At 59.1% G+C, this 25,324-nt stretch carries 25 protein-coding genes and 1 riboswitch; of the genes, 6 read left to right on the top strand and 19 right to left on the bottom strand.

Going from position 1 to position 25,324, the window contains the following annotated elements; genetic code table 11:
• Window positions 1-83: 83 nt before the first annotated feature.
• The 6 genes from UTO39_RS08715 to moaA form a co-directional block, all read right to left on the bottom strand.
• Window positions 84-791, bottom strand: coding sequence for a Bax inhibitor-1/YccA family protein (locus UTO39_RS08715; RefSeq protein WP_061098812.1), 708 nt, complete (start codon window positions 789-791; stop codon window positions 84-86).
• Between the two features lie 64 nt (window positions 792-855).
• The gene (moaE, locus tag UTO39_RS08710; RefSeq protein WP_151412765.1) at window positions 856-1,308 is read right to left on the bottom strand and encodes a molybdopterin synthase catalytic subunit MoaE; all 453 of its coding nucleotides are present in this window, start codon (window positions 1,306-1,308) and stop codon (window positions 856-858) included.
• Window position 1,309: 1 nt separating this feature from the next.
• The gene (moaD, locus tag UTO39_RS08705) at window positions 1,310-1,555 is read right to left on the bottom strand and encodes a molybdopterin synthase sulfur carrier subunit (protein ID WP_045259953.1); all 246 of its coding nucleotides are present in this window, start codon (window positions 1,553-1,555) and stop codon (window positions 1,310-1,312) included.
• Window positions 1,548-2,033 (bottom strand): cyclic pyranopterin monophosphate synthase MoaC, encoded by a 486-nt coding sequence (moaC, locus tag UTO39_RS08700; RefSeq protein ID WP_320726965.1) that lies wholly within the window; start codon window positions 2,031-2,033, stop codon window positions 1,548-1,550. The genes moaD and moaC overlap by 8 nt, the downstream gene beginning before the upstream one ends.
• Window positions 2,034-2,036: 3 nt before the next feature.
• Window positions 2,037-2,549, bottom strand: a complete 513-nt coding sequence (moaB, locus tag UTO39_RS08695) for a molybdenum cofactor biosynthesis protein B (protein ID WP_320726964.1) — start codon at window positions 2,547-2,549, stop codon at window positions 2,037-2,039.
• Window positions 2,550-2,573: 24 nt separating this feature from the next.
• The gene (gene moaA / locus UTO39_RS08690; protein ID WP_253541292.1) at window positions 2,574-3,563 is read right to left on the bottom strand and encodes a GTP 3',8-cyclase MoaA; all 990 of its coding nucleotides are present in this window, start codon (window positions 3,561-3,563) and stop codon (window positions 2,574-2,576) included.
• Window positions 3,551-3,685: riboswitch (molybdenum cofactor riboswitch) on the bottom strand. Its footprint overlaps the gene before it by 13 nt.
• A 225-nt stretch (window positions 3,686-3,910) precedes the next feature.
• On the opposite strand from moaA, the gene yvcK reads away from it, so the two are divergent.
• The gene (yvcK, locus tag UTO39_RS08685) at window positions 3,911-4,819 is read left to right on the top strand and encodes a uridine diphosphate-N-acetylglucosamine-binding protein YvcK (RefSeq protein ID WP_151412763.1); all 909 of its coding nucleotides are present in this window, start codon (window positions 3,911-3,913) and stop codon (window positions 4,817-4,819) included.
• Between the two features lie 71 nt (window positions 4,820-4,890).
• Here yvcK and uvrB read toward each other — a convergent pair whose 3' ends face one another.
• Entirely contained in the window at window positions 4,891-6,906 is a 2,016-nt protein-coding gene (uvrB, locus tag UTO39_RS08680; RefSeq protein ID WP_320726963.1) for an excinuclease ABC subunit UvrB, read from the bottom strand.
• 750 nt (window positions 6,907-7,656) lie between these two features.
• Between uvrB and UTO39_RS08675 the strand changes: the two genes are divergently transcribed.
• Window positions 7,657-8,379, top strand: a complete 723-nt coding sequence (locus tag UTO39_RS08675; RefSeq protein ID WP_151412762.1) for an ABC transporter ATP-binding protein — start codon at window positions 7,657-7,659, stop codon at window positions 8,377-8,379.
• Here UTO39_RS08675 and bioD read toward each other — a convergent pair.
• From bioD to bioB, 4 genes are read right to left on the bottom strand one after another with little or no spacing between them, the layout of a single operon-like run.
• A complete protein-coding gene (bioD, locus tag UTO39_RS08670) occupies window positions 8,342-9,043 on the bottom strand; it encodes a dethiobiotin synthase (RefSeq protein ID WP_253541286.1) in 702 nt (233 codons plus the stop codon). The two genes, UTO39_RS08675 and bioD, sit on opposite strands and share 38 nt — an antisense overlap.
• Window positions 9,036-9,791 (bottom strand): malonyl-ACP O-methyltransferase BioC, encoded by a 756-nt coding sequence (gene bioC / locus UTO39_RS08665; protein ID WP_320726962.1) that lies wholly within the window; start codon window positions 9,789-9,791, stop codon window positions 9,036-9,038. The genes bioD and bioC overlap by 8 nt, the downstream gene beginning before the upstream one ends.
• Window positions 9,775-10,932: an 8-amino-7-oxononanoate synthase gene (bioF, locus tag UTO39_RS08660; RefSeq protein ID WP_320726961.1), complete on the bottom strand. Its 1,158-nt coding sequence runs from the start codon at window positions 10,930-10,932 to the stop codon at window positions 9,775-9,777. The genes bioC and bioF overlap by 17 nt, the downstream gene beginning before the upstream one ends.
• Window positions 10,929-11,969: a biotin synthase BioB gene (bioB, locus tag UTO39_RS08655; RefSeq protein WP_008501133.1), complete on the bottom strand. Its 1,041-nt coding sequence runs from the start codon at window positions 11,967-11,969 to the stop codon at window positions 10,929-10,931. Before bioB ends, bioF begins: the two co-directional genes overlap by 4 nt.
• Window positions 11,970-12,055: 86 nt before the next feature.
• Between bioB and bioA the strand changes: the two genes are divergently transcribed.
• Together bioA and UTO39_RS08645 are read left to right on the top strand one after the other, a co-directional pair.
• The gene (gene bioA, locus UTO39_RS08650) at window positions 12,056-13,345 is read left to right on the top strand and encodes an adenosylmethionine--8-amino-7-oxononanoate transaminase (protein WP_407065104.1); all 1,290 of its coding nucleotides are present in this window, start codon (window positions 12,056-12,058) and stop codon (window positions 13,343-13,345) included.
• Between the two features lie 48 nt (window positions 13,346-13,393).
• Entirely contained in the window at window positions 13,394-13,870 is a 477-nt protein-coding gene (locus tag UTO39_RS08645) for a kinase inhibitor (RefSeq protein WP_061098822.1), read from the top strand.
• A 103-nt stretch (window positions 13,871-13,973) separates the two neighbouring features.
• On the opposite strand, the gene hutH is transcribed toward UTO39_RS08645, so the two are convergent.
• From hutH to hutI, 5 genes are all read right to left on the bottom strand, one after another.
• A complete protein-coding gene (hutH, locus tag UTO39_RS08640; protein WP_320726959.1) occupies window positions 13,974-15,494 on the bottom strand; it encodes a histidine ammonia-lyase in 1,521 nt (506 codons plus the stop codon).
• Entirely contained in the window at window positions 15,491-17,179 is a 1,689-nt protein-coding gene (gene hutU, locus UTO39_RS08635; protein WP_320726958.1) for a urocanate hydratase, read from the bottom strand. The genes hutH and hutU overlap by 4 nt, the downstream gene beginning before the upstream one ends.
• Window positions 17,180-17,306: 127 nt before the next feature.
• Window positions 17,307-18,041: a histidine utilization repressor gene (locus tag UTO39_RS08630; RefSeq protein ID WP_320727074.1), complete on the bottom strand. Its 735-nt coding sequence runs from the start codon at window positions 18,039-18,041 to the stop codon at window positions 17,307-17,309.
• 19 nt (window positions 18,042-18,060) lie between these two features.
• Entirely contained in the window at window positions 18,061-18,999 is a 939-nt protein-coding gene (hutG, locus tag UTO39_RS08625) for a formimidoylglutamase (RefSeq protein WP_320726957.1), read from the bottom strand.
• Window positions 18,996-20,216 (bottom strand): imidazolonepropionase, encoded by a 1,221-nt coding sequence (gene hutI, locus UTO39_RS08620; protein WP_320726956.1) that lies wholly within the window; start codon window positions 20,214-20,216, stop codon window positions 18,996-18,998. Before hutI ends, hutG begins: the two co-directional genes overlap by 4 nt.
• A gap of 224 nt (window positions 20,217-20,440) precedes the next feature.
• Between hutI and UTO39_RS08615 the strand changes: the two genes are divergently transcribed.
• Window positions 20,441-21,724 (top strand): putative acyl-CoA thioester hydrolase, encoded by a 1,284-nt coding sequence (locus tag UTO39_RS08615; protein ID WP_320726955.1) that lies wholly within the window; start codon window positions 20,441-20,443, stop codon window positions 21,722-21,724.
• A gap of 52 nt (window positions 21,725-21,776) precedes the next feature.
• Here UTO39_RS08615 and tisB read toward each other — a convergent pair whose 3' ends face one another.
• Both tisB and pgl read right to left on the bottom strand, forming a co-directional pair.
• Window positions 21,777-21,866, bottom strand: a complete 90-nt coding sequence (tisB, locus tag UTO39_RS08610) for a type I toxin-antitoxin system toxin TisB (protein ID WP_023332440.1) — start codon at window positions 21,864-21,866, stop codon at window positions 21,777-21,779.
• 443 nt (window positions 21,867-22,309) lie between these two features.
• A complete protein-coding gene (gene pgl / locus UTO39_RS08605) occupies window positions 22,310-23,305 on the bottom strand; it encodes a 6-phosphogluconolactonase (protein ID WP_253541272.1) in 996 nt (331 codons plus the stop codon).
• A 140-nt stretch (window positions 23,306-23,445) separates the two neighbouring features.
• On the opposite strand from pgl, the gene UTO39_RS08600 reads away from it, so the two are divergent.
• Window positions 23,446-24,264, top strand: a complete 819-nt coding sequence (locus UTO39_RS08600; protein WP_266178500.1) for a pyridoxal phosphatase — start codon at window positions 23,446-23,448, stop codon at window positions 24,262-24,264.
• Here the strand turns inward: UTO39_RS08600 and modC are convergent, their stop codons facing one another.
• A complete protein-coding gene (modC, locus tag UTO39_RS08595; protein ID WP_151412756.1) occupies window positions 24,265-25,323 on the bottom strand; it encodes a molybdenum ABC transporter ATP-binding protein ModC in 1,059 nt (352 codons plus the stop codon).
• Between the last annotated feature and the right edge of the window lies 1 nt (window position 25,324).

Here is a 25,324-nt window from a genome sequence, read left to right as displayed (position 1 = left end):
CACCCCGGCCCTCTCCCCAAAGGGGAGAGGGTGTTAAAGTCCCCTCTCCCCTTTGGGGAGAGGGTTAGGGTGAGGGGCAATCTTTAGCGACGGTTGCCAAAAATCCGCAGCAGCATCAGGAACAGGTTGATGAAGTCCAGATAGAGCGTCAGCGCGCCCAGAATCGAGTATTTGCGCAGGTTGGAACTGTCGCGCACGTCGATCTGCTCGCCAATGTTTTTCAGCTTCTGGGTGTCGTAGGCCGTCAAGCCAACGAAGACCACCACCCCGATGTAGGTCACGGCCCACATCAGCGCGTCGCTCTTCAGCCACAGGTTCACCAGCGACGCCAGCACAATCCCGATCAGCCCCATAAACAGCATGTTGCCTAAGCCGCTCAGGTCACGCTTGGTGGTGTAGCCATAGAGGCTCATCGCGCCAAACATACCGCCGGTCACCACAAACGTGCTGGCGATGGAGGAGTAGGTGTAGACGATGAAAATGCTGGAGAGCGTCAGCCCGGTCAGCGCCGAATAGAGCATAAACAGCGTGGTCGCCATTCCGGCACTGAGCTTCTGCACCAGGCCAGAAAGCACAAACACCAGCGCCAGCTGCGCGATAATCAGCCCAAAGAAGGTGATTTTGCTGGAGAAGATAAACATCATCAGCTCAGGCGTGTTCGCCGCATACCACGCGATGAACGCGGTAAGCAGCAGGCCGACCGTCATCCAGCCGTACACCTGTGCCATATACGTCTGCAGGCCGCTACGGGTCTGCTGTACTATTGAATCGGAACGCGGAAATCGGTCCATGATTCACTCCTGATTAAGGTTAAGAAGACACACACGTTAAGAGTAACACATCCACGTAAACCGACTACCAACGGCTGGCGGCCTGTTTATCGCTGTCGCGAGATTCCACCCAGCGGTCGCCTTCCGGCGTGGCTTCGCGCTTCCAGAACGGAGCTTTGGTTTTGAGGTAATCCATAATGAACTCCCCTGCCGCAAAGGCGCTACCGCGGTGCGCGCTGGTCACGCCGACAAAGACAATCTCTTCGCCGGGCCACATCTCGCCGATGCGGTGGATAACCGTGATCCGCCCAAGCGGCCAGCGGCCTCGCGCTTCATCCACAATTGCCGCCAGCGATTTCTCCGTCATGCCCGGATAATGCTCCAGCGTCAGCGCCTTCACGCTGTCGCCGAGATTGTGGTTACGCACTTTACCGGTGAAGGTAACGACCGCGCCGTCTTCATCGCGCTCCGCCAGCCAGTCATATTCTGTACCGACGTTAAAGCGCTCGGGACCGACCAGAATTCGGGTTTCCGCCATCTTATCCCCCTGTGACCGGCGGGAAGAAGGCCACTTCATCCCCTTCGGTCAGCGGATGGGTGAACTCCACCAGCGTCTGGTTAACGGCGGCCAGCAGTTTGCCTTCGTCCAGCGCCAGCGCCCAGCGGTCGCTTTGTGCCGCCAGATGCGCGCGCAGGGCGGCGACGTTTTCAAAAGAGGCGTCCAGCGTCAGGCTGTCGGTATTGACCAGCTCGCGCACCTGGGCGAAAAAGAGCACCTTAATCATAGCTGTCCACCTTAAAATCACCGGATTTGCCGCCGCTTTTCGCCAGCAGACGAACCGGGCCAATCACCATATCTTTCTGCACCGCTTTGCACATGTCGTAGATGGTCAGCGCGGCGACGGAGGCCGCCGTCAGGGCTTCCATCTCCACGCCGGTTTTCCCGGTTAAGCGGCAGAGGGACTCAATACGCACGCGGTTGTGCTCCGGCTGCGCCTGCAGGTTCACTTCCACCTTGCTCAGCATCAGCGGATGGCAGAGCGGAATTAAGTCCCAGGTGCGTTTCGCAGCCTGAATACCGGCAATGCGGGCGGTCGCAAACACGTCACCCTTGTGATGGCTGCCGTCGATGATCATCGACAGCGTTTCGGGCAGCATGGTGACGAACGCCTCCGCGCGCGCCTCGCGCACCGTTTCCGCTTTGGCAGAGACGTCCACCATATGCGCTTCGCCAGCGGCGTTAATGTGGGTCAGTTGTGACATAGCTTATTTCTTTAAATGGGAATGAAAATTACACGGACGGGTACGGGCATCCAGCTGCGGGGCAATAATATTTTCCCACGCGGTGCGGCAGGCTTTGGTCGAGCCCGGCATGGCGAAAATCAACGTCCTGTTCGCCACGCCCGCTACGGCGCGAGACTGAAGCGTGGAGGTGCCGATCTCTTCAAACGAGAGCATGCGGAACACTTCGCCGAAGCCTTCCACTTCGCGGTCGAACAGCGGGAGCAGAGCTTCCGGCGCCTGATCGCCTGCGGTAAAGCCGGTGCCGCCGGTGATCAGCACCACCTGGACGTCGTCACTCGCAATCCACTGCGAAACCTGCGCGCGAATGGCGTAACGGTTCTCTTTGACGATCGCTTTATCAACAATATGGTGTCCGGCTTCGTGGGCCGCCTCGCGCAGCCAGTGGCCGGAGGTATCATCCTCTTCGCCACGGCGGTCGGAAACGGTAAGAATAGCAATGCGTGTCGGGATAAATTCCGCGCTTACCTGACTCATCTTCTGGTTCCTTCTAAAGCCTGATTACCCGCCGATATAGGACAGGTTCTGAGTAATGCCGGTGTTGCCCTGATGCAGGAAATGGGTCTGCTTTTTGTGCGTCAGCGCCCCGGAAATGCGCGCTTCAAGCGCATCCTGCTGAGCATCGTCTGCCAGCAGATCGCGCAGATCTACACCGCCGTCGCCGAACAGGCAGAGATGGAGCTTGCCCACCGACGATACGCGCAGCCGGTTGCAGCTGGCGCAGAAGTCTTTCTCATAGGGCATGATAAGCCCAATCTCGCCTTCGTAATCCGGGTGACAGAAGACCTGTGCCGGGCCGTCGCTACGCTGGCGGATCTGGTGGATCCAGCCGCGTTTCAGCAGTTCGTCGCGCAGCACCATGCCGGAGATGTGATGGCGACGGAACAGCTCGCTGCCCTCGCCGGTTTCCATCAGTTCAATAAAACGCAGTTGAATGCGGCGTGGTTTGATCCACGCCAGGAAGGTGTCGAGCTGATGGTGGTTAACGTCGCGCATCAGCACCGTGTTGACCTTGACCTTTTCGAACCCGGCGGTAAACGCCGCGTCGATGCCGTCCATGACCTGGCGGAATTTATCCTGCCCGGTAATGGCGTGAAACTGCCGGGCATCAAGGCTGTCCACGCTGACGTTGATAGCGGTTAAGCCCGCATCGCGCCAGTTGGCCACGTCACGCGCCATGCGGTAACCGTTTGTGGTCACCGCAATCTGGCGGATGCGTTCGTTTTCACGAACGGCGGCAATGATGTCGGGGAAATCACGACGCAGGGAGGGTTCGCCCCCGGTCAGACGGACTTTTTCCGTACCGAGCTCAGAGAACGCACGCGTGACGCGGCGCACTTCGTCCACGGAGAGAAAGCCATTGTTGGTGACGCTGCCCGGCTTGTAGCCATCAGGCAGGCAGTAGGTGCAACGGAAGTTGCACACGTCGGTAATCGACAGACGCAAGTAGTAAAACTTACGCGCGAAAGCATCAGTAAGTTGTGAAGCCATGTACACCTTTCCAGATACGGGAGGCACAGTCATTTCTTTCTGTACCCTGGTGGCAAATCCGCCACGGCCAGGGCGCCATATCATTCGACACAGGCGCCAGGGCTAGAGTGTATGTTTTCAGTTGAGAAAACGTGGTTATGGCGATAGTAGCGCGGAAATTCTCACTTCGCCATCATCGCTTTACGCTATATAATTATGTATATAGCGACTCAGTCCTGCATTTTCACTACAGAATACCTAAAAACCGCATTTTCGCATTGATATACGTCATTTTGCGTTGGGTGAGGCATCGTCTTTTGGGGGTAGTTAAGTTACTGTTACGCGATTACGGGTGAAAAGGAATATGTATGCGCAGTCGCACTTTTGCGGATCTTGACCGGGTGGTCGCTCTTGGCGGAGGCCACGGCCTGGGCCGCGTTATGTCCTCTTTGTCGTCACTGGGCTCACGGCTGACAGGAATAGTGACAACCACCGACAACGGCGGCTCAACCGGGCGGATCAGGCGGGCTGAAGGCGGCATTGCCTGGGGAGATATGCGCAACTGCCTGAACCAGTTAATTACCGAGCCGAGCGTCGCGTCGGCGATGTTTGAGTACCGTTTTGGCGGCAATGGTGAACTTTCCGGGCATAACCTCGGAAATTTAATGCTTAAAGCGCTGGATCACCTGAGCGTGCGCCCGCTTGAAGCCATCAATTTGATAAGAAACCTGCTGAAAGTGGATGCGTTTCTGATCCCGATGTCTGAACAGCCGGTGGATTTAATGGCGATTGATGCCGACGATCACGAAGTGTACGGCGAAGTGAATATCGACCAGCTTCTGCTGCCGCCAAAAGAGCTGATGACCTACCCGAACGTGCCGGCGACGCGTGAAGCCGTCGAAGCCATTGGCGAAGCGGATTTAATTCTGATCGGCCCCGGCAGCTTTTATACCAGCCTGATGCCGATCCTGCTGGTGAAAGAGCTGGCGCAGGCGCTGCGTCGCACCCCTGCCCCGATGGTCTATATCGGTAACCTCGGCCGCGAGCTGAGCCCGGCCGCGGCGAGCCTGTCGCTGGCGGACAAACTCAATTTGATGGAGCATTACGTCGGGAAGAAGATCATTGACGGCGTGGTGGTGGGGCCAAAGGTTGATGTGTCCGGCATCGGCGATCGCCTGGTGGTACAGGAGCCGCTGGAGGCCTCAGACATCAAGTATCGCCACGACCGTCACCTGCTGCGCGAAGCGCTGGAGAAGGCGATTCAGGCGTTGGGTTAGGTTCGTTTGGTGCGGCCTGATGCCCTCACCCCGACCCTCTCCCACAGGGAGAGGGAGAAAACAACGCTTACTCACGATGCCGCGATAAACAGATCCCGCAGCTGATGAAGCTGGTCGCGGATCTGCGCCGCCTCTTCGAATTCCAGGTTCTGGGCGTGCTGCATCATTTGCCCTTCCAGCTCGTGGATTTTCTGCTGCAGCGCCTTCGGCGTCAGCACGACGGTATCTTCTTCCACCACTGAACGCGCCTTGCCGCGGCCTTTCGCTTTGGTCTTCGCAATGTTCTGACCCAGCGCCAGAATATCCACCACCTTCTTGTTCAGCCCCTGCGGCGTGATGCCGTGCTCTTCGTTGTAGCGCTGCTGTTTCTCGCGGCGGCGTTCCGTTTCGCCAATCGCTTTCGCCATCGACGGGGTGATTTTGTCCCCGTACAGAATCGCTTTCCCGTTGACGTTACGCGCGGCGCGGCCAATGGTCTGGATCAGGGAGCGCTCAGAGCGCAGGAAGCCCTCTTTATCGGCGTCCAGAATCGCCACCAGCGAGACTTCCGGCATATCCAGACCTTCTCGCAGGAGGTTGATCCCCACCAGCACGTCAAACTCGCCCAGACGCAGATCGCGGATGATCTCCATACGCTCCACGGTATCGATGTCCGAGTGCAGATAGCGCACCTTCTCACCGTGTTCTTCCAGATACTCGGTCAGGTCTTCCGCCATGCGCTTGGTGAGCGTCGTCACCAGCACGCGCTCGTTGATGGCGGAACGGGCCCGGATCTCAGAGAGCAGATCGTCCACCTGGGTCGCCACCGGGCGCACCTCGATAACCGGGTCCAGCAGACCGGTCGGACGGACCACCTGGTCGATCACCTCATCGCCGGATTTCTCCAGCTCGTAGTTGCCCGGCGTGGCCGACACGTAGATAGTTTGCGGCGCCAGCGCCTCAAACTCTTCAAACTTCATCGGACGGTTATCCAGCGCTGACGGCAGGCGGAAGCCGTACTCCACCAGCGTCTCTTTACGCGCGCGGTCACCGCGGTACATCCCGCCGATCTGCGGGATCGTGACGTGGGATTCGTCGATCACCAGCAAACCGTCGGCCGGAAGGTAGTCAAACAGCGTCGGCGGCGGCTCGCCCGGCCCGCGCCCGGAGAGGAAGCGCGAGTAGTTTTCGATACCCGAGCAGTAGCCCAGCTCGTTCATCATCTCCAGATCGAACTGGGTGCGCTGGCTCAGGCGCTGCTCTTCCAGCAGCTTATTGTTGGCCAGAAGCACCTTACGGCGCTCTGCCAGCTCCTCTTTGATCTCTTCCATCGCCTGCACGATACGCTCGCGTGGCGTTACGTAGTGCGTTTTAGGGTAGATGGTAAAACGCTGGATCACCGACTCAACGTGGCCGGTCAGCGGGTCGAACAGCGACAAACGTTCGACCTCTTCGTCAAACAGCTCGACGCGCAGCGCCATATCGTCCGATTCCGCCGGGAAGATGTCGATCACCTCACCGCGCACGCGGAACGTCCCGCGCTGGAAGGCCTGGTCATTACGGGTGTACTGCAGCTCGGCCAGACGGCGCAAAATCGCGCGCTGATCGATGATCATCCCCTGCGTCAGGTGCAGCATCATCTTCAGATAGAGATCCGGGTCGCCCAGGCCGTAAATCGCCGAAACAGACGCGACCACAACCACATCGCGACGCTCAAGCAGCGCCTTGGTCGCAGACAGTCGCATCTGTTCGATGTGCTCGTTCACCGAAGCATCTTTCTCGATGAAGGTGTCAGAGCTCGGCACATAGGCTTCCGGCTGGTAGTAATCGTAGTAGGAGACGAAATACTCCACCGCGTTTTCCGGGAAGAACTCTTTCATCTCGCCGTAAAGCTGTGCCGCAAGGGTTTTGTTAGGTGCAAGCACCATAGTGGGGCGCTGCAGGTCAGCGATCACGTTGGCGACAGTAAACGTTTTGCCCGAGCCGGTTACCCCCAGCAGCGTCTGGTGCGCCAGCCCGTCCTCCAGCCCCTCTTTAAGACGACGGATCGCCTCAGGCTGATCGCCAGATGGGCGGAAAGCAGAATTCAGTTTGAACGGTTTACTCATGGGCGACGACCTGATGACGTTATAAGCGGCAGGTGAGTAATTTTACTCGTTGTTGGCAGGAATGCCAGTAAAAAACACTGGATGAAAAACCAGTGGCGTGTCAGGATATTTAGCGTAGCGGCGGAGTCATTAGCGCGTTAGCGGACAAAATTTAGGCTCCGACGAGATAAAAAACCAGCCAGGCTGGGTTATCCCCAGAACTTTTTCTTTTTTAACATTTGTCAAGCCAGGTAATGATAGTTTTATGGCAACGAGTGACACTTTCATTACGGTAATTGCTTTTATCTAAGCAATTAAATTTTAAACGATATTTTCTAAAGCCGCGTTTCGCGTCAATTTGGGCGAAAGCCGCGTCTTCTCTCGCTTATCGCGTGTTTTCTAACTCTAATGCACATGGTTATCCACAGGAATAGTGGATAACTGCTTCCAGCCCGTGCAGACCGCCGCTCAGCAAATTCCCGGATTTTCCCACGAGGCGGCAACAAAAAATTTTTATAGCTATTTTTTGACGATAAACAGTTGAGTCATTCATAACCAACAGATGCGATCCTGCTCACGTTTCGGCCATTTTCCGTCCTGCACCACGACTCAACATTCCCGGCACCACCGATGTGCAAGCCACGCGTTTTTACCCTGCTCTCCTGTGGCTTATTCCTAAAAAAGGCGTTTTTTTAATCGATTTCAGGTTTCTGGCAGGAGTTTTGCAGCTTCACATCAGGCCTATCCCTACGCATTTTTAAGGAGAGAAAGATGTTGAGTCTGCGTGCAGTGAATCAGTTTTACGGAAGCCAACATACGCTATGGAACGTGGATTTAGATTTTCCGCAAGGGATGTGTACAGGCGTTGTTGGCCTGCCGGGGATGGGCAAAACCACCCTCATGAACTGCATTACAGGAAAAGTGCCCGTCGATAGCGGCACCATCATCTGGCATGAAGCGGGCGCACCGCCGCGTGATTTGCTTAGTCAGCCACCGGAACAGCGTTCAGGGCCGGGAATAGGCTATGTGCCGCAGGACAGGCGTATTTTTTCTCAGCTGACGATTGAGGAGAATCTGCATATTGCCATGCGGGCGGTGGGGAAACCCGACCCGGCGGCGAAAAGCGACGTGTACGATCTGTTCCCGGAACTTTACGCGCGACGTCAGACGCGGGGCAATGCTCTTTCGCCAGAGGATCAGTATCAGCTCGCCCTGGCGAATGCGCTGGTCAACCGCCCGCGGATGCTGATTCTGGATGAACCCATGCACGGCGCGGGACACGGCTTTGCCCAGAAGCTGGCGCAGCTGCTGGTGCGCTTAAACCGGGAGTTAGGCATGACGGTGCTGCTGGCGGAGCAGCAGCTGTCGTTTATCCGCCGGGTGGCGGATCGGTTTTGCATGCTTTATCGCGGGCGTAACGTGGCGCAGGGCCACGTTAGCGAGCTGAACGATGAGCTTATTGCCCACTGGATGTCGCGGGAAGCAAGGCGCTGAGGTCGAGATAGCGCCCGGTTTCGGCCTGCTCAGCATCGCCAGCAATCCAGGGGATTTCCCCGAGGAACGGCGCCGGCAGCACGCGCTTTAGAGTCGCCAGATATTCCTGATGCCGCCTGCCCGGCGCCACCACGTCGTTGGCTATCCAGCCTGCCAGCGTCAGCCCTGCCTGCTGAACGGCCTGCGCCGTCAGCATGGCGTGATTGATGCAGCCCAGCTTCACGCCGACGACCAGAATGACCGGAAGCCGCTCGGCCTGCACCCAGTCAGCAAACGTCTGCGTGTCCGAAAGCGGGGTAAACCAGCCGCCCGCGCCTTCCACCAGCACCCAGTCGGCCTGGCTTTCCAGCGCCCGTAACCCGTCAGACAGCACGGCGAAATCAATCGGACGGCCTTCGTCAGCGCTGATAATGTGCGGCGACGTCGGCTCGGCAAAGGTATACGGATTCACCGCCGAATAGGCGAGCTCAAGGGTACTGTGACGCTGGAGCGCCAGCGCGTCGGTGTTGCGTAACCCTTCCGCCGTCATCTCGCTGCCGGAGGCGACGGGCTTATATCCGGCGGTGTTTTTCCCAAGCTGTCGTGCCGCCTGCAGCAGCGCAGCGCTGGCAACCGTTTTGCCCACTTCCGTATCCGTGCCGGTAACAAAATAACGTTCAGTCACGTTCGATAATCCCATGAAAAAGTTGATAAGAGAGCGGGAAAAGGCCCCGCTGCTGCGGCCAGGCCAGCTCCAGGCGCTGCAGCTGCCCCCGGGTCAGCGGTTTTTTCTCCCGCCCGGCGTGCAGGTGCGTGGCGCCGATGCCCTTCAGCGAGCGCATAGCGCTGAACGCATCGCTAAAATTAAGCGTGATGGTCTGTACCGTGCTGCGACAGCGCCAGCCTGCCAGCGCCTGCGTCACCTGCTCATGCGATAAGAAGCGGTTGGCGTGCGGCTGCTCATCCACCGCTTTCCACGCCTGATTCAGCTCCGGCAGCGAGCTTTCCAGCAGGGTGGTAAAAGCGACCTTTCCGCCCGGTCGTGCGACGCGATAAAGCTCGCGTAACGCCTGCGGCAGGCTGCTGCACCACTGCACCGCCAGATGGCTCCAGACCAGATCGAACTGCGCGTCCGCGAGCGGGATAGCCTCAATATCCGCCGCTAAATAGTGATGCGCAGCCTGCTGCAGGCGCGCCTCGTCCAGCATGGCGGGCGACAGGTCGATGGCCGTCACCTCGCTCCCCGCCTCGCGCCAGTAGCGGCTGTTGCTGCCGGGACCACAGCCGGCGTCCAGCACCTGCAGGAAGCGGTTCTCGCCAAGCGCGGCCAGAAGCCCCTGCGCGCTCTGACGCTGCAGCTCATCGTGCTGCGAATAGCTCCGCGCGGCCCGGCCAAACGCCGCTGCAACGGCCTGCTTATTCACCGGCATCATGAAGCGCCTCCAGCAGCGTCTGGATATCCTGCGCCTCATGCGCCGCCGTCAGGGTTAAGCGCAGACGCGCCGTCCCCGGCGGGACGGTCGGCGGACGAATGGCCGTTACCCACATCCCGCGCCCGCGCAGCGCCTGGGCCAGCGCCAGCGCGCGACTGTTTTCGCCGACAATCACCGGCTGGATCGCGCTCTGCGAATCGGGACTCTGGAAGGGAAGCGCCGCCAGTCCCTGACGGAAGCAGGAGATGTGCTCTGCCAGCCGCTGGCGACGTTCATCCCCTTCTGCGCTGCGGATCACCGCCAGCGACGCCGACAGCGCCACGGCCTGCGCCGGGGGCATGCTGGTGCTGTAGATAAGGTGACGGGCAAACTGCAGCAGATAGTCGGCGACCGGCTCGCTGCACAGCACGGCGGCGCCGCTGACGCCGAAGCCTTTGCCGAAGGTAACCACCAGCAGTTCCGGCTTCACGTTTTGCTGATGGGCGCTGCCGCGTCCTTCGTCGCCCATCACGCCAATGCCGTGGGCATCGTCGACCAGTAGCCATGCGTTTTGCCGCTTTGCGGCCTCGTGCAGTGCGGCAAGCGGCGCGCTGTCGCCGTCCATGCTGAATACCCCTTCCGTGACCGCCAGCTGTTGCCCGTCGCAGGGCTTATCCAAAAGCGTAGCGAGCTGTGACGCATCGTTATGGGCAAAGCGGCGCAGCTGCGCCGGGCTTAAGTTTGCCGCCTCCAGCAGCGAGGCGTGGCTTAAGCGGTCGGCGACAATGCGGTCCTCTTTCCCCATCAGGGCCGCGATGACCGCCTGGTTGGCGGCAAAGCCGGAGATAAAGAGCAGCGCGCGCGGGTAGCCCAGCCAGTCGGCCAGCTCTTCCTCAAGTGCCTGATGCGCCGTGGTGTAGCCGCTGACGTGTCCCGAGCCGCCGCTGCCCACGCCAAACCGCTCCGCGCCCTGCTGCCAGGCGCGGACGATGGCCGGATGCTGGCTCAGCCCGAGATAGTCGTTGCTGGAGAAATTACAAAACTGCCGTCCCTCGCGGGTCAGAAAACGGCCCGCGCCGTTTTCCACTACCCTGCGAACGCGAAACGCCTCTGCCGCCCGGCGTTCTTCCAGCGCGGCATTAATCCGTGCCTGCCAGGTCATACGGCTGCCGCGTTGTAGAACTGGTCGGTGTCGGCGTTGAAAATCTGCTGCTCCAGCTGCTGCTGTTGCTCGTTATCGCCCGTCAGCACCTCGGTCTGGTGCGGGTTCAGCCCCAGCTTGCGGAACAGCTGAACGTCTTTGTCCTCTTCCGGGTTCGGCGTGGTCAGCAGCTTGCAGCCGTAGAAGATGGAGTTGGCCCCGGCCATAAAGCACATCGCCTGAGTTTGCTCGTTCATCTGCTCGCGGCCCGCAGAAAGGCGGACGTAAGAGGTTGGCATCATGATGCGCGCCACCGCGATGGTGCGGATAAAATCAAATGCATCCACGTCCTCGTTATCCGCCAGCGGCGTGCCTTTGACCTTCACCAGCATGTTGATCGGCACGCTTTCCGGCGGGGTTGGCAGGTTCGCCAGCTGCAGCAGCAGGCCCGCGCGGTCTTTCACCGTTTCGCCTAAGCCAACGATCCCGCCGGAGCAGACCTTGATCCCCGCGTCACGCACTTTGTCCAGCGTGTCCAGGCGCTCCTGGTAGGTGCGCGTGGTGATGATGTTGCCGTAAAACTCCGGCGAGGTGTCCAGGTTGTGGTTGTAGTAGTCCAGCCCCGCCGCCGAGAGGCGCTGCGCCTGCTCCTCGTTCAGCGTGCCGAGCGTCATACAGGCTTCGAGGCCCATCTCCTTCACGCCCTTCACCATCTGCTCCAGATACGGCATGTCGCGGTCGTGCGGATTCTTCCACGCTGCTCCCATGCAGAAGCGGGTTGAGCCGGCGTTTTTCGCCTTGCGAGCGGAGTCGAGCACCTGCTCCACCTCCATCAGGCGCTCGGATTCGAGACCGGTTTTGTAGCGCGCGCTCTGCGGGCAATATTTGCAGTCTTCAGGACAGGCGCCGGTCTTGATCGACAGCAGCGTGCTGACCTGAACATGACGCGGATCGAAGTGCTGACGATGCACCTGTTGGGCTTCAAACATCAGCTCAAGGAAAGGTTTGTTGAATAATTCAGTAACTTGCGACATCGTCCAGCGTGCGTGGTGAGCCATTGGGCTTCTCCAAAGGGTTTTGTTAATTTTCGGTTCGGTTTATACTCGTAAACCTAAAACTTTTCAAAATGGTTTACAAGTCGATTATGACCCAGGACGATCTCGCCTTCGACAAGCAGCATATCTGGCACCCTTACACCTCCACCACCCGCCCCCTTCCCGTCTATCCGGTGGCCTCGGCCCACGGCTGCGAGCTGCACCTCGCCAGCGGCGAGCGGCTGGTTGACGGGATGTCCTCCTGGTGGGCAGCCATTCACGGCTATAACCACCCGCGCCTGAACGCGGCGATGAAGGCCCAGATTGACCAGATGTCGCACGTGATGTTTGGCGGAATCACCCATCAGCCCGCGGTGGATTTATGCCGTCGCCTGGTGGCGATGACGCCTGAATCGCTGGAGTGCGTGTTCCTGGCCGATTCCGGCTCGGTGGCGGTGGAAGTGGCGATGAAGATGGCGCTGCAGTACTGGCATGCGAAGGGCGAAACGCGCCAGCGGTTCCTCACCTTCCGCAACGGCTATCACGGGGATACCTTCGGGGCGATGTCGGTGTGCGATCCGGACAACTCGATGCACAGCCTGTGGAAGGGCTATCTGCCGGAAAACCTGTTCGCCCCGGCCCCGCAGAGCCGCTTCGACGGCGAGTGGAACGAGATGGACATGGTCGGTTTCGCGCGGCTGATGGCGGCGCATCGTCATGAGATTGCCGCCGTGATCCTGGAACCGATTGTGCAAGGCGCGGGGGGGATGCGGATGTACCATCCGGAATGGCTGAAGCGCATTCGCAAGATGTGCGACCGCGAGGGCATTCTGCTGATTGCCGATGAAATTGCCACCGGCTTTGGCCGCACCGGCAAGCTGTTTGCCTGCGAACACGCGGGGATTGCGCCGGATATTCTGTGTCTGGGCAAAGCGCTGACCGGCGGCACCATGACGCTCTCCGCCACCCTCACCACCCGTCAGGTTGCCGACACCATCAGCGACGGCGAGGCGGGCTGCTTTATGCACGGCCCGACGTTTATGGGCAACCCGCTGGCCTGCGCCGTCGCAAGCGAAAGCCTCGCCATTCTGGAGAGCGGCGAGTGGCAGACGCAGGTCGCAGCGATTGAGGCGCAGTTGAAAGACGCGCTGAGCGCCGCATCGGGTGCAAATTTCGTGGCGGACGTGCGCGTGCTGGGTGCCATCGGGGTGATTGAAACCACCCATCCGGTGAACATGGCGGCGCTGCAGCGCTTCTTCGTTGAGCAGGGCGTCTGGGTGCGGCCTTTCGGCAAGCTTATCTATCTGATGCCGCCGTACAGCATCACGCCGGAGCAGCTGCGTAAATTAACCGACGCGGTCGTAACAGCCGTTAACATTCCCGCGCATTTCGCGATTTAACCCCATGCGTTACACTTCCTGAACGAGTGAATAACGAGGGTAAACCGTATGAAAATCATCAGTAAAGATCTGCGCGACGGTGAAAAACTTCCGGAACGCCACGTTTTCAACGGCATGGGGTATCAGGGCGATAATATCTCCCCGCACCTGGCGTGGGACGAGGTGCCGGCCGGAACCAAAAGCTTTGTCGTGACCTGCTACGACCCAGACGCGCCGACCGGCTCGGGCTGGTGGCACTGGGTTGTGGCGAACCTGCCTGCCGACACGCGCGTGCTGCCGCAGGGTTCCGGTTCCGATCTGGTTGCCCTGCCTGAGGGTGCGATCCAGACCCGCACCGACTTTGGTAAAGCGGGCTACGGCGGCGCGGCGCCACCAAAAGGGGAAACCCACCGCTATATCTTCACGGTGCACGCGCTGGACGTGGAGAAAATTGAGGTCGATGAAGGGGCGAGCGGCGCGATGGTCGGGTTCAACGTGCATTTCCATACGCTTGGCAGCGCGTCGATTACGGCGATGTATTCATAATCGAGCGGGTTAATGGCCCCTCACCCTATCCCTCTCCCCATAGGGGAGAGGGAACTTGAACACCCTCTCCCCTATGGGGAGTGGGCCGGGGTGAGGGGAAACATCACAGCACGGAAGGCAACAGTCCCACCAGCCTCCCCTCTTCCAGAAGCTGCATCGCCTTATCAATATCCGGCGCAAAGAAGCGGTCATCATCGTAGTGCGATACGTGCTCGCGCAGCGCATGGCGCGCCTGCTCCAGCAGCGGGCTGGATTTTAGCCCATCACGCAGATCGATACCCTGGCACGCCGCCAGCCATTCCACCGCCAGCACGCCGCGGGTGTTGGAGGCCATTTCCCACAGACGACGTCCGGCAGCCGGGGCCATCGAAACGTGATCTTCCTGGTTCGCCGAGGTTGGCAGGCTGTCCACGCTGTGCGGGTGCGACAGGGCTTTGTTCTCGCTTGCCAGCGCCGCCGCGGTCACCTGGGCAATCATAAAGCCCGAGTTGACCCCGCCGTTACGCACCAGGAACGGCGGCAGCTGGGACATATGTTTATCCATCATCAGCGCGATGCGGCGCTCGGATAACGCTCCGACTTCGGCAATCGCCAGCGCGATATTATCCGCCGCCATCGCCACCGGCTCGGCGTGGAAGTTGCCCCCGGAGACCACCTCGTTTTCCTGGGCGAACACCAGCGGGTTGTCGGACACCGCATTGGCCTCCACCAGCAGCACTTCTGCCGCCTGGCGCAGCTGCGTCAGGCATGCGCCCATTACCTGCGGCTGGCAGCGCAGGGAATACGGATCCTGCACCTTCTCGCAGTTATGGTGTGAATCCGCAATCTCACTCGTATCGGTAAGCACGTGGCGGTACATCGCGGCGGCGTCAATCTGCCCGCGCTGGCCGCGTACGTCATGAATACGCGCATCAAACGGACGGCGCGAGCCCAGCACCGCCTCCGTGGTCAGCGCACCGCACACCACCGCCGAGGCAAACAGATCTTCCGCTTCAAACAGGCCGCGCAGCGCGAAAGCGGTCGACGCCTGGGTGCCGTTCAGCAGCGCCAGCCCCTCTTTCGCCGCCAGGGTGATCGGGGCTAATCCTGCTTTTTTCAGCGCCTCTTTCGCAGGAAGCCATTCGCCCTGCCAGCGCGCTTTGCCTTCACCCAGCAGCAGCAGCGACATATGCGCCAGCGGCGCGAGATCGCCAGACGCGCCGACGGAGCCTTTGGCGGGGATCCACGGATAGACTTCCGCATTCACCAGCGCCATCAGCGCCTGGATCACGCTCAGGCGGATGCCGGAGAAGCCGCGCGCCAGGCTGTTAATCTTGAGGACCATCATCAGACGGACAATCTCGTCGTCCAGCGGCTGGCCGACGCCCGCCGCGTGGGAAAGAACCAGAGAACGCTGCAGGTTTTCCAGATCGTGCGTGGCGATGCGGGTCTGCGCCAGCAGGCCAAATCCGGTGTTGATCCCGTAGGCGGTGCGCCCTTCGGCAACAATCGCTTCTACGCAGGCGACGCTGTCGTTTATCGCGGCGTGGGCGCTTTCATCAAGTGAAAGGGTGACCGGCTGGCGCCAGACGTTACGCAGCTGTTTGAGCGTCAGCGAGCCGGGAGTGAGTGTTAACGCGTTCATGCATGCTTTCCTTGTGTGGCAGGGATCATCGGCAGGTTCAGTCCCTGCTCTTTGGCACAGTCAATGGCAATCTCGTAACCCGCATCCGCGTGACGCATCACCCCGGTTGCCGGGTCGTTGTGCAGCACGCGGGCGATGCGCGCGGCCGCTTCATCGGTTCCGTCACAGACAATGACCATTCCAGAGTGCTGGGAGAAGCCCATCCCGACGCCGCCGCCGTGGTGCAGCGAGACCCAGGTGGCGCCGCTGGCGGTATTCAGCAGGGCGTTAAGCAATGGCCAGTCGGAGACCGCGTCAGAGCCGTCGCGCATGGCTTCGGTTTCACGGTTCGGGCTGGCTACGGAGCCGGAGTCCAGGTGGTCGCGGCCAATGACGATCGGCGCGGAGACTTCACCGCTGCGAACCATTTCGTTGAAGGCCAGGCCCAGCTTTTGCCTCCACTCCAGCCCTACCCAGCAGATGCGCGCCGGTAAGCCCTGGAAGCTGATGCGCTCGCGGGCCATATCCAGCCAGTGGTGGAGGTGTTCGTCGTCTGCGACGATCTCCTTCACTTTGGCGTCGGTTTTGTAGATATCTTCAGGATCGCCGGACAGGGCCACCCAGCGGAACGGGCCGATGCCGCGGCAGAACAGCGGACGAATATAGGCAGGCACGAAGCCCGGGAAGTCAAAGGCGTTATTCACGCCCATCTCTTTCGCCATCTGGCGAATGTTGTTGCCGTAGTCAAAGGTCGGAATGCCCATCTGGCTGAAGGCCAGCATTGCGGAGACGTGTTCTGCCATGGCCCGTTTGGCGGCGAGCACCGTGCCTTCCGGGTCGGTTTCCGCTTTTTGCTGGTATTCTTCCCACGTCCAGCCTTTTGGCAGGTAGCCGTGCAGCGGATCGTGGGCGCTGGTCTGGTCGGTGACGAGATCCGGGCGCACGCCGCGGGCAACCAGCTCCGGCAGAATATCCGCCGCGTTGCCGCACAGGGCAATCGATACGGCTTTACCTTCTGAGGTGTATTTTTTGATGCGCGCCAGCGCGTCATCCAGATCGTTTGCCTGTTCGTCGACGTAGCGGGTGCGCAGGCGGAAATCAATGCGGCTCTGCTGGCACTCAATGTTCAGCGAGCAGGCACCGGCAAGCGTGGCGGCCAGCGGCTGCGCGCCGCCCATGCCGCCGAGACCCGCAGTCAGCACCCAGCGCCCCTTCAGCGAGCCGTTATAGTGCTGACGCCCCGCTTCCACGAAGGTTTCGTAGGTGCCCTGCACAATCCCCTGGCTGCCGATGTAGATCCAGCTCCCGGCGGTCATCTGGCCATACATCGCCAGCCCTTTCGCGTCCAGCTCGTTGAAGTGTTCCCAGGTGGCCCAGTGCGGCACGAGGTTAGAGTTGGCGATCAGCACGCGCGGCGCGTTCTTGTGGGTTTTGAACACGCCAACCGGCTTGCCGGACTGCACCAGCAGGGTTTCGTCGTGTTCGAGTTCGGTCAGGGATTTTACAATTGCGTCATAGCATTCCCAGCTGCGCGCGGCGCGGCCTATGCCGCCGTAGACCACCAGCTCGTGGGGATTTTCCGCCACCTCAGGATCAAGGTTGTTCATCAACATGCGCAGCGGGGCTTCGGTGAGCCAGCTTTTAGCGGTAAGCGTGGTGCCGCGCGCGGCGCGGACGTCCTGCTGGCGGTATTTACTTGACGACATTGTGTGCTCCTCATAAGGGACAGATGATGCATTTAGATATACTTGTATAGACAAGCACACACAAGGTCGTATTTAACAAAAAAGATACAATTTTGTTATATTGCGTTAGCGATCACGCTTATAAAACTTATGACATAAAGTGGCCCTGCAGCCGGTAACGGTTCCCCGGGAAAAGCAGTCGGGCGTGCGACACGATGTGCGATGACGACCAGGTACGGCGGCGGATCAGCAGGCACGGATCGTGTTCTTTAATGCGCAACAGCTCGCACTCCTGCGGCGTCGCGCGCACGGCTTCCACAATGTGCTCCCCTTCCGTGAGCGGTGCGACGAGCGAGAGATAGGCGTGCGGCGTGGTGTGGGTGTAATCCTGGTTCAGATAGTCCGGTATCCGCTCTGCGCTGACGCAGCGATCTTCAATCTGCACCGGAACGTCGTTTTCAAAATGCACCATCACAGAGTGGAAGATGCGGCTGCCCTCTTTGACGTTCAGCTCAACGGCCTGCTCGGCGCTGGCCTGAGTCTCTTCCAGCACCAGCACTTCGCAGCGGTGCTGATGGTTACGCGCGGCAATTTCGTCCGCGATGCTGCGGATTTCAAACAGCGCCGACTGTCCTTTGGGCTCCGCCACGAAGGTCCCAACCCCCTGCAGGCGCACCAGAAGCCCTTCGTCGGTGAGCTCGCGCAGCGCCCGGTTGACGGTCATCCGGCTAAAACCGAACTGCGCCACCAGCTCAGCCTCCGACGGAATGCGATCGTGCGGGCGCCAGACGCCGGTAGCAATCTTTTCGCTGATCGCCTGCTTCACCTTTTCATAAAAAGGCGCGGGAGGGCTCGGTTGCGGCAGGGGCGAGCGTGAAAACATCATGACTCCTTAAAAAGTGTTATGCCCACCAGTGAGCAATTTGCCAGGCCAGACGGGCGGCGAGCTTTGCGCCCTGTCCGTCCCGATCGTACTGCGGGTTAAACTCTACCAGATCGGCGGCCTGCAGCTTACCGCTGCGGCAGATTTGTTCGATAACCGGCAGCAGATCCAGCGCCGGAACCCCTAATGCCGCAGGGGCGGAAACGGCAGGCATTTCGCCCGCGGGCAGGACGTCCAGATCGATCGTCAGATAGACGCGATCGGCCTGCGCCAGCACCTTTTCCAGCGCCGATAATGCCTCGCGCCTGAAATGGAGATCCTCCACCAGCGTAGCGTTCAGGCGTTCGGCCTCATCCCACAACGCCTGAGTGTTCGCCGCGCGGCTGACGCCAAAGCAGGCGTAGCGAAACTCGCGCCCGCGTTCATCGCAGTAGTTAGCCAGCTGACGAAACGGGGTGCCGGACGTCGCCCGGTCGGCCTTGCGCAGGTCAAGATGCGCGTCCAGGTTTATCACCGCCACGCGCTCGCCGGGGAACGCATCCAGAACACCCCGGCCGTGCGCCCAGGCGGTTTCGTGCCCGCCGCCAAAGACCAGCGTGCGCATCCCGGACTGCTGGCAGGCCGTCACGGCATCGCTTAACGCCCGCTGTGCGGGTTCAAGCTCATCGCCTTCAACGTACACCGAGCCCATATCCGCCAGCCGCTCGTGTCCCTGATGGCTTGCCATATTCGCCAGCGCTTTGCGCAGGATATCAGGGGCCTGCGCGGCGCCGGGCCTGCCCTGATTGCGTTTAACCCCTGCATCGCACTCAAATCCTACCAGCGCGATGCCGGATGAAAGCGGCGTGAACTGCCCCTGCTGCTTTATCGTCTGGAAAATGCGCGTTGCATAGGTGGCCTCGGCGCTGTCGTCGCGCCCCTGCCAGACCGTTTCGGCTACGGGCCGCCATAAGCTCATGCTGCCTCCCCACGGAAAACGCGTTGATAAAGCGGGTTGCGCCCCGGCTCGTAGACCATCTCCACCGGATGGCGAGCATCCCAGACGATAAAATCGGCAACAAACCCCGCCCGCAGCTGCCCGTGGGTTGCGCCACGGCCCAGCGCCTGAGCCGCATGGCGCGTGACGCCAGCCCAGGCCTCTTCAGGGGTGAGGCCAAACTGGACGCAGGCCATGTTCATCGCCAGGTGCAGGCTCGCAAACGGGCTGGTGCCGGGGTTATAGTCGGTGGCGACGGCCATCGTAACACCGTATTTTCGGAGCTGTTCAACCGGCGGACGCTGGCGCTCCTGCAGAAAATAGAACGCCCCCGGCAGCAGGACGGCAACCGTGCCGCTTTGCGCCATCGCCTGAACGCCCGCGTCGTCGAGATATTCGATATGATCGGCCGACAGCCCGTTATACTGGCTGACCAGCGCCGCGCCGCCCTGATTCGACAGCTGTTCAACATGCCCTTTCACCGGGATACCGAGCGCGGCAGCGGCCTGGAAGAGGCGCTCGGTTTGCGACGGGGTAAAGCCGACGTTTTCACAAAACACGTCTACTGCTTCATATAGCTCTTTTTGCCACAGCGCGGGCAGGATCTGCTCACAGACCAGCGCGAGGTACGCATCCGGATCCTGTCGATATTCTGCCGGCACCGCATGGGCAGCCAGCAGCGTTGGGCTGATATCGATCGGATTATCGAGGCTCAGCTGGCGGGCAACCTGCAGCATCTTCTCTTCGGTATCAAGGTTTAGCCCGTATCCCGATTTGATTTCAACGGTCGTTACCCCTTCATTCATCAGACGCTGGAGCCGCTGCTGCGCCAGCTTAAGCAGGGTTTCGGGTGAGCTGCTGCGCGTTGCCGTCACGGTGGCGTTAATCCCGCCCCCCTGAGCGCTGATGGTCTGGTAAGAGACGCCGTTCAGACGCTGCTCCCACTCCGCCGCGCGGTCGCCGCCGAACACCAGATGGGTATGGCAGTCAATCAGGCCTGGCGTGACCAGACGTCCCTCAAGATCGATGACGTGACGGTGTCCGGAAGGAAGATCAGATTCAGGGAGCACGGCAAGGATAGTTTGGCCGCGCACGACCAGCGCGTGCTGCTCTTTCAGGCCATAAGGCGCGGATGTATCGGGAACCATTGTTGCCAGGCGCGCATTTCGCCATATTACATCGTCAGGATGAAGCTGCATGGGCATTCCACTTGTCATGGGTTGTATAGACATTTATTTGCATCCATCGTCGGCTGTCAACCGCCTTGAGGGAAAATGTTATTTATTTGTGATGACTTTCCCGTCACCTCCGGGCAAAAAATGCAACTTTTACCCTTTTTATCTTCCCGTTTCGCTCAACTTAGTATAAAAAAGCAGGCTATTTCGTCTATCCCGTAAAGACTTGCATACCCAGGAGCTTCACCTTGAACATTTCCAGGATTTCCCGTCTGGCGTTAGCGCTCGCCTTTGGCGTGACATTATCCGCATGCAGTTCTACACCACCGGATCAGCGTCCTTCTGAGCAGGTAGCGCCCGGTACCGCCTCCCGCCCGATTTTGTCAGCGGATGAAGCGAAGAATTTCGACCGCGCCCATTACTTCTCGTCGATGGATCCTAACGCCGCACCGTGGACACCGTCTTCGATTAACCTGCCTAAACAGCCTGACTTCGTTGTTGGCCCGGCTGGCGCGCAGGGCGTAACGCATACCTCTATCCAGGCAGCGGTTGACGCGGCGATCGCTAAACACAGCGCGTCTCGCCAGTACATCGCGATCCTGCCGGGTGAATACGAAGGCACCGTGTATGTTCCGGCGGCTCCTGGCAGCATTACGATTTACGGTCTGGGCGAAAAAGCCATCGATGTAAAAATTGGCCTGGCGATTGATTCCGAAATCGACAGTACCGCCTGGCGTCACCTGGTAAACCCGGCAGGCAAATATATGCCGGGCAAACCGGCGTGGTATATGTTTGATAACTGCCAGAGCAAGCGTTCCGCCACCGTTGGCATGATGTGCTCGGCGGTATTCTGGTCGCAGAATAATGGCCTGCAGCTGCAGAACCTGACCATTCAGAATACCCTGGGTGACAGCGTGGATGCCGGTAACCACCAGGCCGTTGCGCTGCGTAGCGACGGCGATAAGGTGCAGATTAACAACGTCAACATTCTGGGCCGTCAGAACACCTTCTTCGTGACCAACAGCGGCGTACAGAACACGCTGCAGAACAACCGTCTGACCCGTACGCTGGTGACCAACAGCTACGTTGAAGGTGACGTGGATCTGGTGTCCGGTCGCGGCGCGGTGGTGTTTGATAACACCGATTTCCGCGTGGTGAATTCCCGTACCCAGCAGGAAGGCTATGTGTTTGCTCCGGCAACCCAGTCTAACCTGTTCTACGGCTTCCTGGCCGTGAACAGCCGCTTTAACGCGGCCGGTGACGGCGTGGCGCAGCTGGGCCGCTCCCTGGACGTGGACTCCGCTACCAACGGCCAGGTCGTTATCCGCGACAGCGTAATCAACGAAGGCTTTAACGTGGCGAAGCCGTGGGCTGATGCCGCTATCTCTAAACGTCCGTTCTCCGGCAATACCGGTGCGGTGGATGACAAAGGGAACGTGCAGCGCAACCTGAACGACGCGAACTTCAACCGCATGTGGGAATACAACAACCGCGGTCTGGGCAGCAACGTGGTTGCTGAGCCGAAGCAGTAATATAAGAGTAAAAGGGGGATGTTAATCCCCCTTTTTACTGCGACTGGATACGTCAGGCACCAAACTTAAGATACGCATCCAATAGTTGCATAATCGCAACCATGAGTTGCAGGAACAGAATTGCCCATTCCACACCGCTCATACGCCACTCCTTTGGTATAGAGCACTTCTCCTCTGATTTACCTTTCCGCTGCCTGTCACCAGAGGTGTGTTGGTTATGTTTTGATGTGCTCCGCAGTTTAGGCACCGCCGGCACCACCCGACAGCCAGGACTTAAAAGGGATCCTGAATTGCGGAACTGCAACACATCAAACCAACGGACAGAATGATATCAGACCATTACTGTACATAAAAACAGTTAAAGGGAGTTTAGGAATTTATAAAGAGAACACAAATAACCAACTGATTATATTAAATATTTATATCTCACATCGTCTCATAATCTTTTTTCTTCGTTGATGATGAATTTACATCACCTCAAGCCAATATTATGATGGACGTGTTGGTTACGTTTTGATGTGCTCACCCGGCAACCACCGGGCATAAAAAAACCTCGCATTCGCGAGGTTTTTTGTTTTAAGCCGCTTAGTGAGCGTTAACGACCACCCACATTGGTCCCTGGCCGACCGCATAGCGTCCTTTCTCTTCCAGCAGCCCCTGCTCGCCTTTGATTTCATATAGCGCGATGTGGTGGGATTTCTGCCCCGCCGCAATCAGGTATTTACCGCTGCGATCGATATTAAAGCCGCGCGGCTGGGTTTCCGTTGGCTGGAAGCCTTCAATCGCCAGCACGCTGCCATCTTCGGAGACGCTGAAGACGGTAATCAGGCTGGAGGTACGATCGCAGGCGTACAGATGGCGGCCATCCGGCGTGATGTGAATATCCGCCGCCCAGCGGGTGTCGGAGAAGTCAGACGGCATCATATCCAGCGTCTGCACGCACTCAATCTGGCCGTTAGGATCTTTCAGCTCCCATACGTCCACAGAGCTGTTCAGTTCATTAACGACGTAGGCATATTGCTGGTTCGGATGGAAGACCATATGGCGAGGACCTGCGCCCTCAACGGTGGTGACTTCAGCAGGATTCTGCGCCACCAGGTGACCATCGTCGCTCAGGGTAAACAGGCAGATACGATCCTGCTTAAGCGCAGGCACCCACAGCGTGCGGTTGTCCGGAGAGATATTCGCCGAGTGGCAGCCTTCAAGCCCTTCCACGACATCCACGGTATCAACCGGAAGGCCATTTTCCAGACGCGTAACGCTAACGCAGCCTGCGTTGTATGAGCCGCTGAAGACAAAGTTGCCTTTACGATCGGTCGAGATGTGGGTTGGGCTGCCCGGCAGTGGCGCTTCAGCGGTGTAGGTCAGCGCGCCGTCGTCAGGAGAGATGCGGTAGGCCAGCACGCGAAACTCCGGACGCACGCCCACGTACAAGAAACGTTTATCCGGGCTGACGACCATCGGTTGCACCTGGCCCGGCACATCGACAACCTGAACCAGCGTGAGCGAACCTTCTGCATTCAAGCGCCAGACGTGGATCTGCTGACTTTCAGGACTGGCGGTATAAACGGTTTGTTTCATGAATACTCCTTTCCTCACTGCACGTGAAAGTGATTATTTTTAACGGTGAATGCTGAATTTTAGCCAGGAATTTTGCAGCGATTTACTCTCGGTGTAACATCCCCTGAGACCTAAAATTCAACATTAACCCGGAAGAACAAATGACCTCGCGTGTGATTGCACTGGATTTAGACGGAACATTACTTACCCCTCAGAAAACCCTGCTCCCCTCTTCCCTTGAAGCGCTTAAACGTGCGCAGGAAGTGGGATATCAACTCCTTATCGTAACGGGTCGACATCACGTTGCCATTCACCCTTTTTATCAGGCACTGGCGCTAGATACACCTGCAATTTGTTGTAATGGCACTTATTTGTATGATTATCAGGCAAAAAAGGTTTTAGCCTCCGACCCGCTGCCGGTTCCCCAGGCGCTGCAGCTGATTGATCTTCTGGATGAGCATAACGTTCACGGCCTGATGTACGTGGATAACGCGATGGTGTACGAGCGCCCAACCGGCCACGTGGTGCGCACCAGCAACTGGGCATTGTCCCTGCCTGAAGCGCAGCGTCCGGTCTTTACCCAGGTTTCCTCCCTGCGCCAGGCGGCCCGGGATGTTGAAGCTATCTGGAAATTCGCCCTGACGGATGAAGACACCAACAAGCTGAACACCTTCGCGAAACACGTCGAGGACACGCTGGGGCTGGAGTGCGAATGGTCCTGGCACGATCAGGTGGATATTGCCCGCAAGGGTAACAGCAAAGGCAAGCGCCTGACGCAGTACGTGGAATCAAAAGGCTGGTCTATGCAGGACGTGATTGCCTTCGGCGACAACTACAACGACATCAGCATGCTGGAAGCCGCCGGTACGGGCGTGGCGATGGGCAATGCCGACGACGCGGTAAAAGCGCGCGCTAACGTGGTGATTGGCGACAACACCACCGACAGCATCGCGCAGTACATCTATACCCACCTGCTGTAATCAGGCGGTAATCGAGACGCTCTTGATTTGCGCGTAAAGCCACAGGCCGGGCTTGATTGCTAACTCATCCCTGGCCCACGGGCTGATGCGCGCCCAGAGCGTCCTGCTGCCCACGTCGAGCTTCACTTCCACCTGCCCGTTATCATCAAAACACTCCGCCACTTTGGCGCGCAGAATATTTCGAATACTGGTTTGCAGCGGCGGCTGCAGCACCAGCGAGACGTCCGATGCCTGAATGCGAATACGCAGCGCGGACTGTAACGGTTTATCGATCTTATTGACCCACAGATGCTGGTCGCCCAGCGCCAGGGCGGTCATCGCGTAGTGCGGATGATGCTCCAGAACGCTGACCTTCAGGATGCTGCTCTGCTGCTCTCTGGGTAACCAGGGGTGCATCACGCTGCTGCCCCACACCTCTTCCAGATTGCCGAAGGCCTTCACGCTGCCCTCTTCCAGCACAAGCACCTTATCGGCCAGATGGAGGATCTCATCCAGTGAATGGCTGACGTAAAGCATCGGAATATTAATTTCGCGGGTCAGACGCTGCAGGTAAGGCAGAAGTTCGCGCTTGCGCGGTATATCCAGCGAGGCCAGCGGCTCGTCGAGCAGCAGCAGTTCGGGGGCGGTAAGCAACGCGCGGCCAATGGCCACGCGCTGTTTCTCACCGCCGGAGAGCGAGGACGGCAGCCTGTCGAGCAGGGGTTCAATGCCTAAAAGCGTCACCAGCTTATCAAATTGTCCGGCCATGCTTTTCGCCATGCCGTAGCGCAGGTTGCCGCGCACGCTGTAGTGCGGGAACAAGCGCGCGTCCTGGAAAACATAGCCGATGCGGCGTTTATCCGGCGAGAGGTAAACCTTGTTCTCCACGTCATTCAGGACGCGGTTATTCAGGACAATACGGCCTGACTGCGGGCGCGTCAGGCCGCTGATGGCGTTAATCAGAGACGTTTTTCCCGCGCCCGACACGCCGAAGACGGCGGTGATGCCGCTTGCAGGCAGCGTCTCGTTAAGCGTCAGGGTGTGGTTTCCCAGCGTCTGGGTGAAATTCAGTTCCAGCATC

The sequence above is a fragment of the Enterobacter sp. 118C5 genome (assembly GCF_034107645.1).
Lineage (GTDB): Bacteria > Pseudomonadota > Gammaproteobacteria > Enterobacterales > Enterobacteriaceae > Enterobacter > Enterobacter nematophilus.
Note: the sequence above shows the minus strand (reverse complement) of the source record. Positions and strands in the feature narration are given on the sequence as shown.

What these genes read in the sequence shown, in the direction of transcription:
- hutH (WP_320726959.1), bottom strand. Translation starts at nt 15,494, where the DNA reads ATGAACGCGTTAACACTCACTCCCGGCTCGCTGACGCTCAAACAGCTG.
- moaE (WP_151412765.1), bottom strand. Translation starts at nt 1,308, where the DNA reads ATGGCGGAAACCCGAATTCTGGTCGGTCCCGAGCGCTTTAACGTCGGT.
- modC (WP_151412756.1), bottom strand. Translation starts at nt 25,323, where the DNA reads ATGCTGGAACTGAATTTCACCCAGACGCTGGGAAACCACACCCTGACG.
- hutU (WP_320726958.1), bottom strand. Translation starts at nt 17,179, where the DNA reads ATGTCGTCAAGTAAATACCGCCAGCAGGACGTCCGCGCCGCGCGCGGC.
- tisB (WP_023332440.1), bottom strand. Translation starts at nt 21,866, where the DNA reads ATGAGCGGTGTGGAATGGGCAATTCTGTTCCTGCAACTCATGGTTGCG.
- bioB (WP_008501133.1), bottom strand. Translation starts at nt 11,969, where the DNA reads ATGGCTCACCACGCACGCTGGACGATGTCGCAAGTTACTGAATTATTC.
- hutG (WP_320726957.1), bottom strand. Translation starts at nt 18,999, where the DNA reads ATGAGCTTATGGCGGCCCGTAGCCGAAACGGTCTGGCAGGGGCGCGAC.
- bioC (WP_320726962.1), bottom strand. Translation starts at nt 9,791, where the DNA reads ATGATGCCGGTGAATAAGCAGGCCGTTGCAGCGGCGTTTGGCCGGGCC.
- UTO39_RS08600 (WP_266178500.1), top strand. Translation starts at nt 23,446, where the DNA reads ATGACCTCGCGTGTGATTGCACTGGATTTAGACGGAACATTACTTACC.
- moaC (WP_320726965.1), bottom strand. Translation starts at nt 2,033, where the DNA reads ATGTCACAACTGACCCACATTAACGCCGCTGGCGAAGCGCATATGGTG.
- UTO39_RS08645 (WP_061098822.1), top strand. Translation starts at nt 13,394, where the DNA reads ATGAAAATCATCAGTAAAGATCTGCGCGACGGTGAAAAACTTCCGGAA.
- UTO39_RS08715 (WP_061098812.1), bottom strand. Translation starts at nt 791, where the DNA reads ATGGACCGATTTCCGCGTTCCGATTCAATAGTACAGCAGACCCGTAGC.
- UTO39_RS08630 (WP_320727074.1), bottom strand. Translation starts at nt 18,041, where the DNA reads ATGTTTTCACGCTCGCCCCTGCCGCAACCGAGCCCTCCCGCGCCTTTT.
- uvrB (WP_320726963.1), bottom strand. Translation starts at nt 6,906, where the DNA reads ATGAGTAAACCGTTCAAACTGAATTCTGCTTTCCGCCCATCTGGCGAT.
- pgl (WP_253541272.1), bottom strand. Translation starts at nt 23,305, where the DNA reads ATGAAACAAACCGTTTATACCGCCAGTCCTGAAAGTCAGCAGATCCAC.
- bioF (WP_320726961.1), bottom strand. Translation starts at nt 10,932, where the DNA reads ATGACCTGGCAGGCACGGATTAATGCCGCGCTGGAAGAACGCCGGGCG.
- yvcK (WP_151412763.1), top strand. Translation starts at nt 3,911, where the DNA reads ATGCGCAGTCGCACTTTTGCGGATCTTGACCGGGTGGTCGCTCTTGGC.
- moaA (WP_253541292.1), bottom strand. Translation starts at nt 3,563, where the DNA reads ATGGCTTCACAACTTACTGATGCTTTCGCGCGTAAGTTTTACTACTTG.
- bioA (WP_407065104.1), top strand. Translation starts at nt 12,056, where the DNA reads ATGACCCAGGACGATCTCGCCTTCGACAAGCAGCATATCTGGCACCCT.
- moaD (WP_045259953.1), bottom strand. Translation starts at nt 1,555, where the DNA reads ATGATTAAGGTGCTCTTTTTCGCCCAGGTGCGCGAGCTGGTCAATACC.
- UTO39_RS08675 (WP_151412762.1), top strand. Translation starts at nt 7,657, where the DNA reads ATGTTGAGTCTGCGTGCAGTGAATCAGTTTTACGGAAGCCAACATACG.
- moaB (WP_320726964.1), bottom strand. Translation starts at nt 2,549, where the DNA reads ATGAGTCAGGTAAGCGCGGAATTTATCCCGACACGCATTGCTATTCTT.
- hutI (WP_320726956.1), bottom strand. Translation starts at nt 20,216, where the DNA reads ATGCAGCTTCATCCTGACGATGTAATATGGCGAAATGCGCGCCTGGCA.